The sequence below is a fragment of the Liberiplasma polymorphum genome, from assembly GCF_043951795.1.
Taxonomy (GTDB): Bacteria; Bacillota_I; Bacilli_A; order Izemoplasmatales; family Izemoplasmataceae; genus Liberiplasma; species Liberiplasma polymorphum.
In genome coordinates this window covers 1-15971 of sequence record NZ_JBIOAG010000042.1, presented here as the reverse complement: position 1 = coordinate 15971, position 15971 = coordinate 1, and the positions used below count along the sequence as shown (strand labels likewise).

Annotated in this window: 17 protein-coding genes; 10 read left to right on the top strand and 7 right to left on the bottom strand. The window is 30.9% G+C overall.

Translation table 11 applies throughout. The annotated features are described in order from the left end of the window. The first annotated feature begins 133 nt into the window (after nt 1-133). The 5 genes from ACHAJD_RS08615 (at nt 134) to ACHAJD_RS08595 (ending at nt 3603) form a co-directional block, all read left to right on the top strand. Nucleotides 134-1090: an ABC transporter permease gene (locus ACHAJD_RS08615; RefSeq protein WP_435585460.1), complete on the top strand. Its 957-nt coding sequence runs from the start codon at nt 134-136 to the stop codon at nt 1088-1090. 18 nt (nt 1091-1108) lie between these two features. Next, a complete protein-coding gene (locus ACHAJD_RS08610; RefSeq protein WP_435585459.1) occupies nt 1109-1648 on the top strand; it encodes a GNAT family N-acetyltransferase in 540 nt (179 codons plus the stop codon). Continuing rightward, nucleotides 1635-2213, top strand: coding sequence for a nucleotidyltransferase family protein (locus ACHAJD_RS08605; protein ID WP_435585458.1), 579 nt, complete (start codon nt 1635-1637; stop codon nt 2211-2213). The genes ACHAJD_RS08610 and ACHAJD_RS08605 overlap by 14 nt, the downstream gene beginning before the upstream one ends. Continuing rightward, nucleotides 2214-2585, top strand: coding sequence for a VOC family protein (locus ACHAJD_RS08600; protein WP_435585457.1), 372 nt, complete (start codon nt 2214-2216; stop codon nt 2583-2585). Nucleotides 2586-2646: 61 nt separating this feature from the next. Further along, nucleotides 2647-3603 (top strand): ABC transporter permease subunit, encoded by a 957-nt coding sequence (locus ACHAJD_RS08595; protein ID WP_435585456.1) that lies wholly within the window; start codon nt 2647-2649, stop codon nt 3601-3603. 33 nt (nt 3604-3636) lie between these two features. On the opposite strand, the gene ACHAJD_RS08590 is transcribed toward ACHAJD_RS08595, so the two are convergent. Next, nucleotides 3637-4221, bottom strand: coding sequence for a thermonuclease family protein (locus ACHAJD_RS08590; protein ID WP_435585455.1), 585 nt, complete (start codon nt 4219-4221; stop codon nt 3637-3639). 136 nt (nt 4222-4357) lie between these two features. On the opposite strand from ACHAJD_RS08590, the gene ACHAJD_RS08585 reads away from it, so the two are divergent. Then, nucleotides 4358-4606: a hypothetical protein gene (locus tag ACHAJD_RS08585; RefSeq protein WP_435585454.1), complete on the top strand. Its 249-nt coding sequence runs from the start codon at nt 4358-4360 to the stop codon at nt 4604-4606. 32 nt (nt 4607-4638) lie between these two features. Here the strand turns inward: ACHAJD_RS08585 and ACHAJD_RS08580 are convergent, their stop codons facing one another. Continuing rightward, nucleotides 4639-4851 carry a heavy-metal-associated domain-containing protein gene (locus ACHAJD_RS08580; RefSeq protein ID WP_435585453.1) on the bottom strand — a complete coding sequence of 71 codons (213 nt, stop codon included), beginning with the start codon at nt 4849-4851 and terminating at the stop codon, nt 4639-4641. Nucleotides 4852-4995: 144 nt separating this feature from the next. Between ACHAJD_RS08580 and ACHAJD_RS08575 the strand changes: the two genes are divergently transcribed. Continuing rightward, the gene (locus ACHAJD_RS08575; protein ID WP_435585452.1) at nt 4996-5733 is read left to right on the top strand and encodes a sulfite exporter TauE/SafE family protein; all 738 of its coding nucleotides are present in this window, start codon (nt 4996-4998) and stop codon (nt 5731-5733) included. 30 nt (nt 5734-5763) lie between these two features. On the opposite strand, the gene ACHAJD_RS08570 is transcribed toward ACHAJD_RS08575, so the two are convergent. Both ACHAJD_RS08570 and ACHAJD_RS08565 read right to left on the bottom strand, forming a co-directional pair. Next, nucleotides 5764-7374, bottom strand: coding sequence for a gamma-glutamyltransferase family protein (locus ACHAJD_RS08570; protein WP_435585451.1), 1611 nt, complete (start codon nt 7372-7374; stop codon nt 5764-5766). A 12-nt stretch (nt 7375-7386) separates the two neighbouring features. After that, a complete protein-coding gene (locus ACHAJD_RS08565) occupies nt 7387-8208 on the bottom strand; it encodes an aldo/keto reductase (RefSeq protein WP_435585450.1) in 822 nt (273 codons plus the stop codon). A 126-nt stretch (nt 8209-8334) separates the two neighbouring features. On the opposite strand from ACHAJD_RS08565, the gene ACHAJD_RS08560 reads away from it, so the two are divergent. Next, on the top strand, nt 8335-9771 hold the full coding sequence (locus ACHAJD_RS08560; RefSeq protein ID WP_435585449.1) for a DASH family cryptochrome: 1437 nt from the start codon (nt 8335-8337) through the stop codon (nt 9769-9771). 20 nt (nt 9772-9791) lie between these two features. On the opposite strand, the gene ACHAJD_RS08555 is transcribed toward ACHAJD_RS08560, so the two are convergent. Further along, nucleotides 9792-10511, bottom strand: a complete 720-nt coding sequence (locus ACHAJD_RS08555; protein WP_435585448.1) for a hypothetical protein — start codon at nt 10509-10511, stop codon at nt 9792-9794. A gap of 88 nt (nt 10512-10599) precedes the next feature. Then, nucleotides 10600-12894, bottom strand: coding sequence for an ABC transporter ATP-binding protein/permease (locus ACHAJD_RS08550; RefSeq protein ID WP_435585447.1), 2295 nt, complete (start codon nt 12892-12894; stop codon nt 10600-10602). 369 nt (nt 12895-13263) lie between these two features. On the opposite strand from ACHAJD_RS08550, the gene ACHAJD_RS08545 reads away from it, so the two are divergent. After that, complete coding sequence (locus tag ACHAJD_RS08545; RefSeq protein WP_435585446.1) at nt 13264-14193, top strand: DMT family transporter; 930 nt, start codon at nt 13264-13266, stop codon at nt 14191-14193. A gap of 48 nt (nt 14194-14241) precedes the next feature. On the opposite strand, the gene ACHAJD_RS08540 is transcribed toward ACHAJD_RS08545, so the two are convergent. Further along, entirely contained in the window at nt 14242-15111 is an 870-nt protein-coding gene (locus tag ACHAJD_RS08540) for an ADP-ribosylglycohydrolase family protein (protein ID WP_435585445.1), read from the bottom strand. Nucleotides 15112-15245: 134 nt separating this feature from the next. Between ACHAJD_RS08540 and rluF the strand changes: the two genes are divergently transcribed. Continuing rightward, a complete protein-coding gene (rluF, locus tag ACHAJD_RS08535) occupies nt 15246-15962 on the top strand; it encodes a 23S rRNA pseudouridine(2604) synthase RluF (protein WP_435585444.1) in 717 nt (238 codons plus the stop codon). The last annotated feature ends 9 nt before the right edge of the window (nt 15963-15971 follow it).

Genomic DNA, 15971 nt, shown 5'->3' with positions numbered 1-15971 from the left:
GCATAAATATGCCATTTCAACCCTAAAAATATGCATTTCACTTATTTGTATTTAATTATAAATAAGGGAAATGTATAATAAATTTATATATTTTTTTATATGTTACTATCTAAATTACTTGGAGGATTTTGCGATGATACGTTATTTATTTTACCGATTTTTACTCATGTTTTTAGTGCTTTTTATTATTGTTACATTTATTCATATTATGTCAACGATATTTACCATAAGACAGTATACACATGCCCCATATGATTTAGCTTTTGAGTTTAGTATAGCTTATACTAGATATATTGCTTACATCAAAGGGATATTCACAGAAAATTATTGGGGTGTCATAGGATCAAACGATATTCCTGTATGGACATTTTTAGTGCCACATATAAAAATTACATTGATTTTAAACGCAATTGCATTTTTAATTTATGTTTTTCTAGGCATTATTTTAGGAATGATTGCATCTTTAAATAAAGGAAAATTAACAGATAAAATAATCTATTTATCAACGATGATTCCAGGTTCAATTCCACATTTCTTTTTGGTGTTTATCTTGATCATATATCTGGGTGTTCGGATGAGAGTTTTGCCGGCTCAATTTCCCGGTTTTACAGATGATATGGCTCTAAATATAAAAGGAATGATTATTCCTTTAGTTGCCTTAAGTTTTCCTCCAATGTTCAAATTTATGAATATTGTTAGAGGAGAGTTTAATGAAACTGCAAATGACAGTTATTTAATTATTTGTAAAACAAAAGGTCTTACAAATTTTCAAACAACCATGCGTCACCGTATAAAAAATAGTATTTTACCAATCATTCCTGAATTAACTCCAACATTTCTATATGTATTAACTGGATCATTTTTTATTGAGATAATTTACGGAATACCCGGATCTGCAAGGCTACTGTTTAGGAGTCTAATGCAACCTGTTGACGAAGCTTATTTTGTAGCCATTAATTCTACAATGGCGGTATCTTTAACCATTTTTTATGCAGGAATGGCAATGATATTTGCACTAATTATTGATATGATTTATTTCACAGTTGACCCAAGAATTAAAATAGGATCTAAAAAAACAGAAACTACTTAAAACATAGGAGGTTCTAAAATGTTAACATTTAGTAACGGTTATATCAGAGTTGCACAACCAAACGATGCACCTACATTAGCATCTTGGTGGGCTGATGGAAAAGTTATGGAACATGCAGGGTTTCCAAATGGAATCAAAACAGATATTAATCAATTAAAGAATCGATTATCTACTCAAAAAACTAATTCAGTGTTATGGATACTTGAAGATACAGACCATTCTTCAATAGGAGAAATGGCATTTAGTATTAAAGATCTTGTAGCAACAGTAGGCATTAAAATCTGTGTGAGTGATGCCCAAAATAAAGGGGTAGGTAAACAGGCGCTTAAATGTATGATTAACCACTTATTCGAAACATATAATATCGAAAGTATTTGGCTAGATACCATGATAGAAAACAAAAGGGCTCAGCATGTTTATGAATCGCTTAATTTTGAACAGATTAAAATTAATCAAGCATGTTGGGAAGACCAACTTGGAAATTTAAGAACAGCAGTTGAATACAGCTTAAATCGTAATATATATAACACTAAAAAGGCTTTTTATGAAAACCATTAATATGAAGAATGTAATGAAAGTTTTAACCAATATCGTTAAACATTTTAATGAAGAAAACATACATTTTGCGGTCGGCGGATCTGTTTTATTACATCATCATTGTGTTGTCAATCGCGTAAACGATATAGATTTATTTATTGATCCAACTGATATAATCAAAGCTAAAATGATTATGGATCAAATAGCATATCCAATGCCTATTAAGAAAAACGATACATTCGCATCTGATTATTTTTATACCTATATTTATAAGGAAATATCAATTGATTTAGTGAGTCAGTTCAAAATCATAAAAGATAAAAGCTATCATTATCCATTTGATAAACAAACAAAAATTGAATATGGATATTATTACGGCGTTAAAGTTCCTTTTATGTGTTTAGAAGATTGGGTAGTATTGTACTATATAATGGATTATCCTATGGATAAACAAATGGCTTTAATTAACCATATTAAAAATCATGGAATAATAAATCATGAGCAATTTAATAAAACATTAAACTTACTCAATAAAAAAGATCAATTAGTTATTCTAAATTATTTAAATATTAAGGAGGTTTTTTAAATGCATGGTGACATTAACTATATAGAGTTAGGAATAAACAATATTGAAGAAACGCTAGATTTTTATAAAACACTCTTTAACTGGAAGTTTACAGAAAGTTTTCTTACAAACCACCGTTATTTTATGTTTGAAACACCTTCTAATGATTTGTATGGAGCTTTCGATGCACTAATCACACCGTCCCTAGATGGTGTAACGGTTTATATTTTAGTTGAAGATATCGAATCAACAATTGATAAAATTAATCTTTCATTTAAATCATCAAAAATCATCAAACCTAAATCACATATTTCAGAAGACTATGGCTATTTTGCATTAATCGTTGATCCATCAGGAAACAAAATTGGATTACACGAAAATCCTAAATCATAACACACATAGTATATAACCATATTAATTATATGGGGAGGTTTGATCAGACAGGACTGATTTTATGCTTCGCTATATCCTTTTTAGAATATTTTTTATATTAATCGTACTATTTGTAGTTGCGACATTTTTTTATATCACTGGAAGAATGTTTTTATTAAAACGTGTCTTTAGAGCGCCTTATGATATGAAATATTTGTTTGATTTGTCCTATAATAGTTATAAATTGTATGTTAGCAACATCGTTCATAACAATGATTGGGGCGTTGCAGGTCCAAACGAAACACCTGTTTGGCAATTTGTAATGCCCTACATTAAAAATACATTGATTTTAAATTTCGTAGCATTAGCAATATATTTACCACTCGGTGTTTTATTTGGTGTGATTTGTTCTTTAAATAGAGGAAAATTTATTGATAAATTTTTATACACTATTATGATGATACCTGGATCAATTCCACATTTTTTTCTCATTTTGTTATTAATCATTTATTTAGGGGTAAGAAACCGTATATTGCCGGCTTCTTTTCCAGGTTTTGGAAGTGATTTACCAACGTTACTAAAAGGCTTTGTAATTCCAATGATTGCCCTATGTTCTCCAGCGATATTTAAGTTTATGATCGTTATTAGAGGTGAACTAAATGAGTCTTCAGACGATAATTATTTATTACTTTGTCATGTAAAAGGATTAAACACTATCCAAACGACTTATAGGCATCGTTTGAAAAACAATATTATCGCAATTATGCCAGAGTTAACCCCCATGTTTTTAAATGTTTTAGCAGGGGCTTTCTTTGTTGAATTAATTTATAGTATTTCAGGGGCATCTGTATTATTGTTTAGAAACTTAATGGCGCCTATTGGTGGCGTATATTTCGTCTCAATTAATTTCACTTTAGTTGTACCACTTTTAATATTTTATGTTGGCTTAGTCCTTGTTTTTGGATTAGTTGTTGACATGGTCTATTACTTTATTGATCCTAGAATCAGAATAGGTTCTAAGAAAAACGATATTGGCTAAAAAAAACATCAAAAAAACTGCACAAAGTGCAGTTTAATTATCATAATCAAAATTTGGATCTTCTTCACCATGAATTCTTTTTCTATTAGCAACAGCTTCATACCAAGCAGTTTGCATTTGTTCACCATATTTTAAAGTGATTGCACCAACAGCTGGCGCATAAGATAGTTCGATGAGTTCTAGATTGATTAAGCGGCCATCATACCATACAAATGCTAAATAACGTGTTCCATAAGTATCTCTTAAAGGCCCTTCAAAATTTCTTTCTAGTACAATTGTAAAGGCATTACTTAAACGTTCACAGGTAAAGTCACTTGCAGCACGCCCCCAGGGTTCTTCATTTCTTCCGATTTCAGGTGTATCGATACCTAAAAATCTAACTGAAAAATCTGTTGCTCCACCATCTTCACTAAAACGGGCAGTATCTCCATCAATACATCTAGTAAGTGTGACAGCCCCAATACCATCTTCTAAAAAACTTTTACCCTCATAATCTAAATCAAGTAATGTTTGATCAGTAAAGGGGGTTAAAGATATTGGACCAGGTGCTGCTTCATAACAGGCACTTAGAGTAAACACAATTAAAGGTAAAGAAAAAATAAGTAATAGTTTTTTCATGAATATTCAGCTCCTATAATATCTGTAATATTGTAACATAGAATGACGTTTTGTGCATAACATATAAATATTTGCTTGTTATTTATAATAATTAAGCTAAAATTATAATTAATTACATAAAAGGAAGGGTGTTACTATGGAAGAGTTTTTTTATACAATAGATCCCACAGTCGTTATTATCTTAATTGCTGCAGTTATTTTATCAATTTTGTTTTATGTATTTAATATACTAGATTATTTTTGGTATATTTTATCATGGTTTTTATTTACATTTGGTATATTAATGGGGTTAATAGGGAATTATCAAGTATTTGCAATTAGCGCATCTAGTGCGGTAGTAATCTTTGGTGGAATGCTACTTTATCGCAAAATTAAAAATCACTAAAAAACACTAAGGCTAAGCCTTAGTGTTTTATTTTACTCAGCACGAACTGCTTTGTAGCCTAAACGAGCTATATTATCTACTACAATAGCATCATTGATTTCCTCTTTAAAGGTAACAACAATTTTACTAGCAGATAATTCAACTTCAACATCTTCAATCCCTTTTTGTTTCGAAACTATTTTTTTAATCCCGGATGAGCAACTAACACAGTGCATGCCAAGAACATTATATTCAACTTTTTCCATGGTTTCACTCCTTAAATTATTTACTTCTTTATACTTTAATTGTATTAAATTATACGGTTATTTAACAATAATATGCTTATCTATTGAATACTGTTACACATTTTATCGAAAAATTGTATAATAATAATTAAAGTGGGTGATTTAATGACTTTTGAAGTGTTTTTACTAATTAGTTTAGTATTATTTACCTCTGCATATATAAAAGGGGTAACAGGATTTGGGACCAGTTTAATAGCAATTCCTGTATTAATAGCCTTTTTTTTAGTACCAGCAGAAGCAAGAGCGTTAATTGTTAGTATTAATTTATTATTAAACATTTATATTTTAGTTTCTGCCAAACGCTTAAGGTTTGAAGATTATAAACCGTATCTGCTTTTAATTATATCTGTATTTGTTGCGGCTTTAATTAGTGGATTTTTATTACCACGTGTTACGTTTGAAATTTTTAATGTGCTAATGGGGATTTTACTTATATTTACAGCGATTAACCGATTTTTTGATATTAAGTTTAACATTAAGCATCCTAAAAGATACTACATCCCACTTGGATTAATTGGGGGAACATTGAATACGTTACTTGGTGCAGGAAGCGTTCCGGTTTTAATATTTTTAGGCAATATTGGAGTTAAAAAAACAGAGTTTAGAGTGACGGTTTCACTATTTTTATTGATTCTAAATGCAGGAAGTTTAATATCATTTGTTATTAGTAGTACCTATACGAGTCAAACTGCATTATGGGCTTTAATCTTTACACCGGTAATGGTACTTGGAACATTTTTTGGAATTAGAAGTCAACATGTCTTTAATGAAAAAGTCTTTAGTCGTGTTGTTGCGGTATTATTGTTTATAATTGGCGTTAATAGTATTTTTACATTATTTTAAAAACACTTTCAATGAAAGTGTTTTATTTTTTTACCATAATGCGATGGTGCCGTCTGTTCTTTTTTCAGTTGCACCATAATAGATTTTACTTATTGGGTCTCTCCAAATGACTTGGCCTCTACCAAATAGTGGTATTTTATCCGATACGATAACATTGTGGCCTTTTTTTATTAATGCGTCGATAAATGATTGATCAAAATTAGGTTCAACATGAATTTCATTTTCTTTTATCCATTGCCATCTTGGTGCATCAAGGGCGGCTTGGGGATTAAAGTTAAAATCAATAATATGTGTAAGGACTTGTAGATGGGCTTGAGGTTGCATGAACCCACCCATTATACCAAATGGACCTATTGCTTTTGTACCTTTAGTAATAAAACCAGGAATAATCGTATGAAATGGTCGTTTGTTTGGTTCTAATTTATTTGGATGATATTTATCTAAAGTAAATGCAAATCCACGGTTTTGTAAGGCAATGCCAGTATTTGGAACTACAACACCACTTCCAAACCCGTAGTAGTTACTTTGAATAAATGATACCATATTCCCTTCTTGATCAGCAGTTGCAAAATAGACAGTGCCTGCACTATTAAATGTAAGTGGTTTTGGAATACTTGCTGTTTCTTTTATTTCTTTAGCTCTTTTCATCGCATAAGATTTTGAAAGCAGAACTTTAAAATCAATGTTCATGAATGTATGATCAGTTACGTACTCAAACGCATCTGAAAAGGCTAGCTTTGTTGCTTCAATTTGATGGTGTAACGTAGAAATATCTAATTTACTAGAAAGCTGACACTCTTTTAAAATGTTGAGTGCTTGTAAAGTTACAATGCCTTGACCATTTGGAGGTAACTCCCATATATCAAAACCCTTATAATTGACTGAAATAGGTTCAACCCATATACAGGTATGATTTTCAAGATCCTTCTTAGTAATAAATCCATTATGGGCTTTTGAAAATGCATGAATTTGGTCAGCGATTTCGCCAGTATAAAATGCTTCAGTTTTTGTTTTAGCAATTAAACTTAGTGTTTTAGCGTGGTCTTTAGCTACAAATAATTCTCCTGCCTTTGGCGGATTATTATTTATTGTGAAAGTATCAAACCACCCATCAAAAACTGAATCATCTATAAATGCTTTTTCATAAACATTAAAAGCATTTTTCCAGCCTTCTGCTAAAGAGACACTGACAGCGTAACCTTCTCGTGCTACCTTAATTGCAGGTTCAAATAACACTTCAAAAGGCAGTTTTCCAAAACGATCAGATAAAGCTTTCCATGCAGAAGGTAACCCTGGTACAGTTACAGGAATTAATCCATATTTAGGTAAAGTATCGAAACCAAGTGCTTTAACTTTGTCTATGGTTAAACTTTCAGGACTTTTTCCGCTAGCGTTTAAGCCATACATTTTATCTATTATCCACACAATACAAAACGCATCGCCACCAATACCGTTACTTGTAGGTTCTGTAACAGTAATCATTGCAGAAGTCGCAATCGCTGCATCAACAGCGTTACCACCCATTTTTAAAATCTCAAGACCAGCTTGAGCTGCTAAAGGACTAGAAGAGGCTATCATACCGCGTTTTGATACTTGTATATTTTGTTTGGTTAAATAGGGATTGTGATGTAGATCGAACATAGCTACCTCCGCTTATTTTCTTGGGTCAAATCGAATTGCTTTTAAAGTCTTAATATCATCTTTAGATAAAGAAAAATCTAGTTCTAAATTTTCTTTAATTCTTAACGGTGTTTTAGAACGTGGTAAGGGTGCAATGTGTTGATCAATTAAATAACGTAAACAAATTTGAGCAGGTGTTTTATCAAATCTTTTTGATAGATTTATTAAAGTGTCATGTTCAAGTATTTCGCCTCTACCAAGTGGGGAGTAGGCTTCAATTAAAATAGAATTACTTTGGCAAAAACTAACGGTTTCTTCTTGGTCAATCCCTACAAAATATCTAATTTGATTGACCGCAGGTGTCACTTTACAGTTTGCTAAGATATTTTCTAAATCACTTTTAGTAAAATTTGATACCCCAATAGCTTTAACTTTTCCTTCATGGTAAAGTGCTTCTAATGCTTTATAAACGGCTATGTTCCCAGCACGATAGTCGCCTTCTTTATCATCCCATGGCCAAGGGGCATGGATTAAATATAAGTCAACATAGTCTAAGTTTAACTTGTCTAAACTTTGATTAAATGCATTAATCGCATCATCATAATTTTTTATTGAAGCATCAAGCTTAGTTGTTAAAAACAGTTCATCTCTAGGAATACCAGAATCGATGATGGCTTTTCCAACCATGTCTTCATTATTATATAAAGCAGCAGTATCAATGTGCCTATAGCCATAATCTAGTGCTCTTTTAACCGCTTGATAAGCTTCATCACCTTTAAGTGGTGATGTTCCAAACCCAATTTTAGGGAGTTTAACCCCATTATTTAGTTCGTAAAATTCATTTAAACTACTCATAAATAAGCCTCCTATCTTTCCTTAATTATAGCATAATTTTAACTATCTTTTATAAAGTTACTTTTTTAAAGTATCTTAAGTGCAAAATAAATTAATTAAACTATAATGAATACAAGAGGTGAGGTTATGAGTAACGCATTAGTATGGTTTAGAAATGATTTACGTATTCAAGATCATAAAGCACTTTCTCTTGCGATGAAAGATAACGATAAAGTCATCGCTTGTTATATATTAGATAAAACCATCTATGAAACCCCGCAATATCAATTTAAACGAATTGGAGCGAATAGATTAACATTTTTAATTGAGGGTCTTTTAGATTTAAAGAAGCACCTAGAAAAATTAAACGTTCCTTTTTTTATTTTATACGATGAACCCTTACAGGCTTTTGATCGTATCATGAACGTTTTTTTATTCGATTCTATTTATTACCACATGCTTGTAGGTGCTGAAGAAGAAACACTTCAGAAGAAAGTAAATAATAAATTTCAGGACATAAAGATTCACAGTTATTTTGAAAAAACACTTATTCATCCAGAGGATTTACCATTTAAAATGGTTGATTTACCTAACTTGTTTACAAGTTTTAAAAATGCAGTAGAAGACAAACTAATCATTCGTAATATTTTCCCTACACCGCTACCTCAAAGTAGTATTGAAATAAAAGAAATCATTGATTTTAACTCGGTAGCTGATTTTGGTTATAAGGATATCTATAAACCTAAGTTTAAAGGCGGCGAAACCGAGGCCCTTAAACGACTAAATTATTATCTTTTTGAATCAAAAGCAATTGATCACTATAAAGAAACAAGAAATAATATGCTCTTTGATGATGATTCTAGCAAGTTTTCTGCTTACCTTGCTCAAGGGTCACTTTCTGCAAGGACTATCGTTAAAGCTTTAAAACATTACGAATCCTTACATCATGCAAGTGAATCAACTTACTGGTTATTTTACGAACTGCTTTGGCGAGACTTTTTTATCTTTGTTCACATGAAATATAAATTAAAAATATTTAATCTTAAAGGTATTAAAAATATTGATTGTACCTGGGAAGAAAATCAAAGCTTTATTGATAAATTTGTTCAGGGTAAAACAGGCTATCCTTTAATTGATGCTAATATTAAAGAATTACATCAAACAGGGTTTATGTCTAATAGAGGAAGACAAAATGTGGCTAGTTTTTTCACTAAAAATCTTGGATTAAACTGGTTAATTGGGGCAGCTTTTTTTGAGATGATGTTAATCGATTATGATGTCTCCATTAATTATGGCAACTGGGCTTATATAGCTGGTGTTGGTAATGATGTTGTCCCATTTAGGTTTTTCAATGTTGAAACGCAAGGTGAGCGATACGATAAAGATGCTACCTATGTTAAAAAGTATTTGCCTAATTTAAAGCAATTACCAAGTCATTTGATTTATAAGATTCATCGTTTAAATCAACTTGATTTAGCACCATATAATATTATATTAGGAAAAGATTACCCTAAAAGAATGGTTGATTTTGATGCATCTATAAATCAGCGCAAAGAAATTTTCAATCAAAATAAAAAAAAATAAGGATATTTTAAAATCCTTATTTAATTTCCCAAGATAAAGCCGTGAATGTTTAATAAATCTGAAAATAACTGATAGATTATTTGCCAATAGAATAGCGCGGTTATTACCCATGCAAACAAAACGCCGTAATAGTGATGAAATTGATTAATTAAGTTGTAAAAAACCGGGATAAAAAACCAGAAAATAAAAAACGAGGTAAACATATAGCCATGATAATATATTAACGGTAGGTTCAAAACCATTCCTAAAATATAGAGTGAAAGTAATAACACGCTTAAACCGATGTATATTACTTTTGCATCTAATTCTTCTTTATTACTAGGATAAGCTTTTAAAACTAAAAATATGTTTAACATAAACATAATTAAATTAAATACACCTAAGTTATAATGCCATATCAAAGTCGGTAAACCACTAGTATAAGTAGACTGAGTTAAATTGGTAAAAAAGAAGTAAACAACCGCTAAACTAATGTTTCCTAATAAACTTAAAATGACAAGTAGTGAAAATAAAATGCCACTTAACATTAAAGCAATTTTAATGTTTACCCAAATTCTATCGGTATGTTTTAAAATATAGCGTGTTTTTTTAATGTATAAACCTAAAAAAAAGAAAACACTTAGGATACTTATTGGGTTATAAAATACACGATCAACAGCAAAGTGATTATGCATAAATAAAAAATAAAAACCCACTTGGAGCATGCATGAAATACTCATATATAAAAACAGTTTTTTCATATAAACCTCGCAAAATTAGTCATTGATTTATTATAACAAATTCTTAAGAATCAAACCATACAAAAAAATAAAAGGTAAAATTTACCTTTTATTCATTATATTTTAAAGCTCTTGCTGGATGTTTTTTAGAAGCAACTTTACTTGGGAAGAATCCAGTAAATAAAGTTAATGATATACTGAGTAAGGTAATAAGTAGTGCATGAACAACTCTCAATGTTACAATATTTTCAAAGCCATCCAAGGTTCTATCAAAGAAATTATTTAACGGAATACTAAGAATTAATGCAGTAGTTATACCAATGAAAGCTGCTAAAAACCCAATAATGATAGTTTCTGCATTGAATATATGGGCAATATCTTTTTTTCTTGCGCCTAAACTTCTTAATATACCAATTTCTTTCGTACGTTCTTGTAAACCAACATAAATTAAGATGCCTATCATCATTAAGGATACAAACAGCGAAATACCTGCAAGTGAAATAAGGATAAAGGTTACATTTCTACTAATACTGCTAAGTACACCAGTAACAGTTACAGCTAAATCAGTGTAAAAGATTTTTTCATTATCAGGCAAATCGCGATTATAACTATTTAAGTAAACTAATAGATTTGTTTTTTGATTTAGACTCGCAGGGTAAATATTTATATGTATCGGTAAATCATTACAACCATTTAAACGTCTAACACGGACAAATTCTTGATTTTGTGCAAGCGTGAAATCGGTACGATCATAGTTGTTTATAAATACACATAAATCAGAATTAAGGCTATTTTCAACATACATTTTTTCTAATGTATCTTGATAGAAAACACCAAATGTTCTTGTTTCTAGCCCATTTGATTTACCCTTTAATACCCCACTGATGGTTAAAACGATTCCATTATCATAAGTATCTCCATCAAGTGTCCTTGAAAATGTCGCATTAACAGGATCATAATCGATGTTCATATCATCATTTAAAGCCAAGCGTATTTCTCTACCTATAACATCATCAAATTGAACCCCACGGGTATTTTCAATCCCTAAAAAACTTAAGATTGAGGCATCAATATTATTAAAGACATCAACGATGATAACGACCTCATAAGGTGTGGATGGATAGACACCTGCTTCAAGTGTATATTGACTTCTTAAATAAGAAAGACTACTTTGCAAGCTTTTAAAACTTACATTTTCCTCAAAAGAGTTTATATAAGTATCATTGGTTTCTTTCATAAAGACCATATTGACACCATAATTATATTGAATCGCATCAATCCACTCTGGATTAATGTTATCAAGATGATCTAAATAATTCGGGGTAATAACGTTTGAATGGGTTAAGGTATTATAAGCAGGAACTGGATTAAACTCTCTTGAATAGTTATAAATATACCCACTTCCACTAAAAATTGGCAAAGAAGAAGCACTTGTTGCTGCCGTTGTAATTGCAATAGGCATTGCAGACAAAGTTTCTGTTTCAATGCGACTAATTTCTCTACCAAATCCATTGGATATAGCCATAACTAACGCCACACCAGCAATACCAATACTACCTGCAACGGCACCCACAAGGGTTTTAGTTAGTTTTGATCTTAAATTTTTAACTGCTAATTTAAAGCTGGTTTTAAATGACATGAACGTATTTTTATGTTCATAAGGAATTGCATCTTTAGTGGGTGCTGCTGGACGAGAATCTTCTATAACTTCTCCGTCTGCTAACTTAATGATTCGGTCTGCATATTTATAAGCTAAATCTTCATTATGTGTGACGATAATAACTAAACGGTCCTTAGCAAGTTCATTAATAAGTTCCATAACCTCAATGCGACTTTCAGCATCAAGTGAACCGGTTGGTTCATCAGCTAAAATGATATCAGGATCTTTTACAATGGCTCTAGCAATCGCAACACGCTGCTTTTGTCCTGTCGATAATTGATGATTTTTGTGATTTTCATAGCCATTAAGGCCAACTCTTTTTATAGCATCTAAGGCAAGTTCTTTCGTATTTTCTTCAAAATTACCTGAAATGGTTAAAGCAAGTTCAATATTTTCAATCACCGTCAAGTTAGCAAGCAAATTAAAGCCTTGAAAGACAAATCCCACACGTTCACTTCGGTATAAGTCCCAATCTTGATCATTAAAAATTTTAGTAGACTTCCCGTTAATGATTAAATCGCTTCTACGATAACCAGTTAAGGATTGTCCACTAATAAATAAATCATTTTGCGTATAATAATCAAGACCACCAATAATATTTAATAAGGTAGTTTTCCCGCCACCACTTGGGCCTAAAATCGCCACAAACTCTTGCGTTTTAAAAGAAAGATTTATGTCTCTTAATGCAGTAACATACATCTCACCGTTTTGATAAACTTTATGAACCCTTCTTAGTTCCAACATGCGCCTCACCTCAAAGTCAGTTTAGTTGTGTATCTATATTTTAAAAGAAAATATTGTAAATAAACATGTAAATGCCATATCTTTCAATAATAGTGTACCCATTTACATAAATTAAATAGTATAGTAAAGCTCTATTTATAAAACATTATAAAATAAATAAAGAAGAATTACTATGGATAAATACCTTTTAGAAGATACATTGCTTATAACTAACACTCAATTGCGCTTTAAATCATAAATAAACCTCTGTATTTTCTTACTATTATGTAAACGTTAAACTTAAAACATTATTTTAATTACTAGTTGTGTTTCCTTCTAAACTTTAATATTGTATAATTGAAAAGATGTAACAATCTATAGGAGTTTATTATGATTGAATTAATAAAAAAGCCGCAATTCTTAGTACATTTATCAGGGGTTTTATTTGCTACAATATTCGGATTTTCATTTATGTTTTCTAAGGTTGCATTACAGTATATAAGCCCTATTGGACTTATTAGTTATCGATTTGCCATAGCCTTTATAGTATTTGAAATTTTAAGAAGGTTTAAGTTAGTCACGATACGCTTTTCAAAACATCATATCAAAGCGATTTTGCTTGTAGTTATTTTACAACCCATTTTATATTTTTTATTTGAAGTTAATGGATTACAACGAACAAGTAGCAGTGAAGCTGGGATGATGATTGCTTTAATTCCTATTTTCGCAAGTATTTTAGGTGCGATATTATTAAAAGAAAAACCAACGCTAACTCAAATATTTTTTATAGTATTAAGTGTATCGGGTATTATACTGATTCAAATATTTAAATCAACATCAGGCATTCAGTTTGAATCATTAGGGTTTTTCTTGCTTTTTGGTGCGGTTATTTCTGCAGCATTATTTAATATAGCCTCAAGAAACGCATCAAAACAACTAAAAGCCTATGAGTTAACCTACTTTATGATGATGATTGGTGCAATAACTTTTAATAGTATTTATATCGTTTCACTTATCATCACAGGTTCACTTGAGCAGTATGCTTTAAACTTACTTAATCCCTCACTTATATTCCCACTTATTTATTTAGGCATTATCGCGTCGATTGTTGCATTCTTTTTAGTGAACTTCACGTTAAGTAGGCTTGAAGCACATGTATCAAGTATTTATGCGAACTTAGCAACCATTGTTGCCATTACAGCAGGCGCTGTTTTTTTAGATGAAACTTTATATTATTACCACTTTATTGGCAGTGCAATGATCATTATCGGCGTTTATGGTACGGTAAGTTTAGGAAGAGGACTCAAACGTTTAAAGTAAACAAAAAGCATTAATTATATAGAAAAAAAGCGTACAAAAATGTACGCTTTATTTAATATTCACCTTATTGACCCAATCACTTGGTACTCTATAAATTTGTGATAACAAGGCACCAAGTAATAACCCTCTATCAGAACTTGCGCCACCAATTATAGTGTTTAATGTAACTGCATCTTCAAAACTAGTCGTGTGATACATGATGTGAATGATTAATGGGACAGCATGATCAATATGACACGCTGTGTTGGCATGATTTAAAATAAACGTTTTTGTATCGCTTACTTCTATTGCTTTTTTACCTTTTTCTAAATAGCCTTTTGGTAATAAAGTAACGGCTTTTTCAAGAGCCTCTTTTAATGGGAACTTAGCAACATTTTCAAGTAATGTATCAAAAAAACTATATAAATCTTTAAAGGTTTCTACATTAGTAAATGCTTGGGCTAATGACCAGGTTTTTTCTTTTGAAAGTCCTAGTTCCTTACAAACTAAGTAAGGAACAAAACCTACGAGTTGATCATCATTATAAGTGTATGGCGCTTGCTCACTTTTTAAAAGTTCATTTAACTTGTTTGCGACTAACTTACGCCCATAAAATTCTGCGTAGCCAACATAATCTCCTGCTGGTTTTATGTGTTCATACACTAAATCTTGATAAGCTTCTTTAGTTAACTCAGGATTTTCTTTTAATGCAGTATATAACCACTTTAAAATATTACCTTGAAAAGAGACATCCCCAATATCAGCATGCGGATATGAATAAAACGACTTTTTAGCTTCTTGATATTTTAAGGGGTCTTCTTTTTGGAAGAGTACGTATTCTTTTTCTGCTAATTTTTCTAGATAAGGCATGTCATAAATCCAGTTTAATCCTAAACTGGCACTATTTGAAACCAATGCACCTTTTAAATATTTTTCCATAGTCACCTCTAACTTAAAGATAGCATAATTGCTTTAATATACCAATTTAAATACATTAATCTTTGTTTACTTATTAGGTGCTTTTCGTTATAATTAAACTGTTTTAAATCGTGTAATTAGTAAGGAATGATAATATGTCAACACGGATAAACAAGTATTTGTCTGAAGCAGGATTTTGCTCAAGGCGTGAGGCTGACCGACTCGTTGAAAAAGGTCGTGTAACAATTAATGATAAACAAGCAGAAATTGGTGCCTCAGTTGAAGATACCGATCACGTTAAAGTTGATGGCAAAAGTATTCAAAGAAAAGAAGAAAAAATTTATTTAGCGTTTAATAAACCAGTTGGGATCGTGTCAACTTCTAATAGTGACGTTAAAAATAATATTATTGACTATATTAATTATCCGAAACGACTCATTCATGTAGGAAGATTGGATAAAGACTCAGAAGGATTAATACTACTTACAACTGATGGAGATATTGTAAATAAAATATTAAGAGCAGAAAACAATCATGAAAAAGAATATATTGTTACTGTCGAAAAACCGTTAACAGACGAATTTTTGAAAGCAATGACAAAGGGTGTACCGATTTTAGATAAAATCACAAAACCTTGTCAAACGAAAAAAATTGATGCATTCACTTTTAAAATAGTATTAACTGAAGGACTGAATCGTCAGATTAGAAGAATGTGTAAGCATTTTGGTTATAAAGTCATAAAACTAAAACGTATAAGAATTATGAACATTCATTTAGATATTTCTATTGGAAAGTACCGTCATTTAACCGAAGAAGAAAAGAAAATATTATTTAAAGATATTAAGTATAGTGTGTCTCAACCTAATGGTTGAGACTTTTTT

What these genes read in the sequence shown, in the direction of transcription:
- ACHAJD_RS08615 (WP_435585460.1), top strand. Translation starts at nt 134, where the DNA reads ATGATACGTTATTTATTTTACCGATTTTTACTCATGTTTTTAGTGCTT.
- ACHAJD_RS08610 (WP_435585459.1), top strand. Translation starts at nt 1,109, where the DNA reads ATGTTAACATTTAGTAACGGTTATATCAGAGTTGCACAACCAAACGAT.
- ACHAJD_RS08605 (WP_435585458.1), top strand. Translation starts at nt 1,635, where the DNA reads ATGAAAACCATTAATATGAAGAATGTAATGAAAGTTTTAACCAATATC.
- ACHAJD_RS08600 (WP_435585457.1), top strand. Translation starts at nt 2,214, where the DNA reads ATGCATGGTGACATTAACTATATAGAGTTAGGAATAAACAATATTGAA.
- ACHAJD_RS08595 (WP_435585456.1), top strand. Translation starts at nt 2,647, where the DNA reads ATGCTTCGCTATATCCTTTTTAGAATATTTTTTATATTAATCGTACTA.
- ACHAJD_RS08590 (WP_435585455.1), bottom strand. Translation starts at nt 4,221, where the DNA reads ATGAAAAAACTATTACTTATTTTTTCTTTACCTTTAATTGTGTTTACT.
- ACHAJD_RS08585 (WP_435585454.1), top strand. Translation starts at nt 4,358, where the DNA reads ATGGAAGAGTTTTTTTATACAATAGATCCCACAGTCGTTATTATCTTA.
- ACHAJD_RS08580 (WP_435585453.1), bottom strand. Translation starts at nt 4,851, where the DNA reads ATGGAAAAAGTTGAATATAATGTTCTTGGCATGCACTGTGTTAGTTGC.
- ACHAJD_RS08575 (WP_435585452.1), top strand. Translation starts at nt 4,996, where the DNA reads ATGACTTTTGAAGTGTTTTTACTAATTAGTTTAGTATTATTTACCTCT.
- ACHAJD_RS08570 (WP_435585451.1), bottom strand. Translation starts at nt 7,374, where the DNA reads ATGTTCGATCTACATCACAATCCCTATTTAACCAAACAAAATATACAA.
- ACHAJD_RS08565 (WP_435585450.1), bottom strand. Translation starts at nt 8,208, where the DNA reads ATGAGTAGTTTAAATGAATTTTACGAACTAAATAATGGGGTTAAACTC.
- ACHAJD_RS08560 (WP_435585449.1), top strand. Translation starts at nt 8,335, where the DNA reads ATGAGTAACGCATTAGTATGGTTTAGAAATGATTTACGTATTCAAGAT.
- ACHAJD_RS08555 (WP_435585448.1), bottom strand. Translation starts at nt 10,511, where the DNA reads ATGAAAAAACTGTTTTTATATATGAGTATTTCATGCATGCTCCAAGTG.
- ACHAJD_RS08550 (WP_435585447.1), bottom strand. Translation starts at nt 12,894, where the DNA reads ATGTTGGAACTAAGAAGGGTTCATAAAGTTTATCAAAACGGTGAGATG.
- ACHAJD_RS08545 (WP_435585446.1), top strand. Translation starts at nt 13,264, where the DNA reads ATGATTGAATTAATAAAAAAGCCGCAATTCTTAGTACATTTATCAGGG.
- ACHAJD_RS08540 (WP_435585445.1), bottom strand. Translation starts at nt 15,111, where the DNA reads ATGGAAAAATATTTAAAAGGTGCATTGGTTTCAAATAGTGCCAGTTTA.
- rluF (WP_435585444.1), top strand. Translation starts at nt 15,246, where the DNA reads ATGTCAACACGGATAAACAAGTATTTGTCTGAAGCAGGATTTTGCTCA.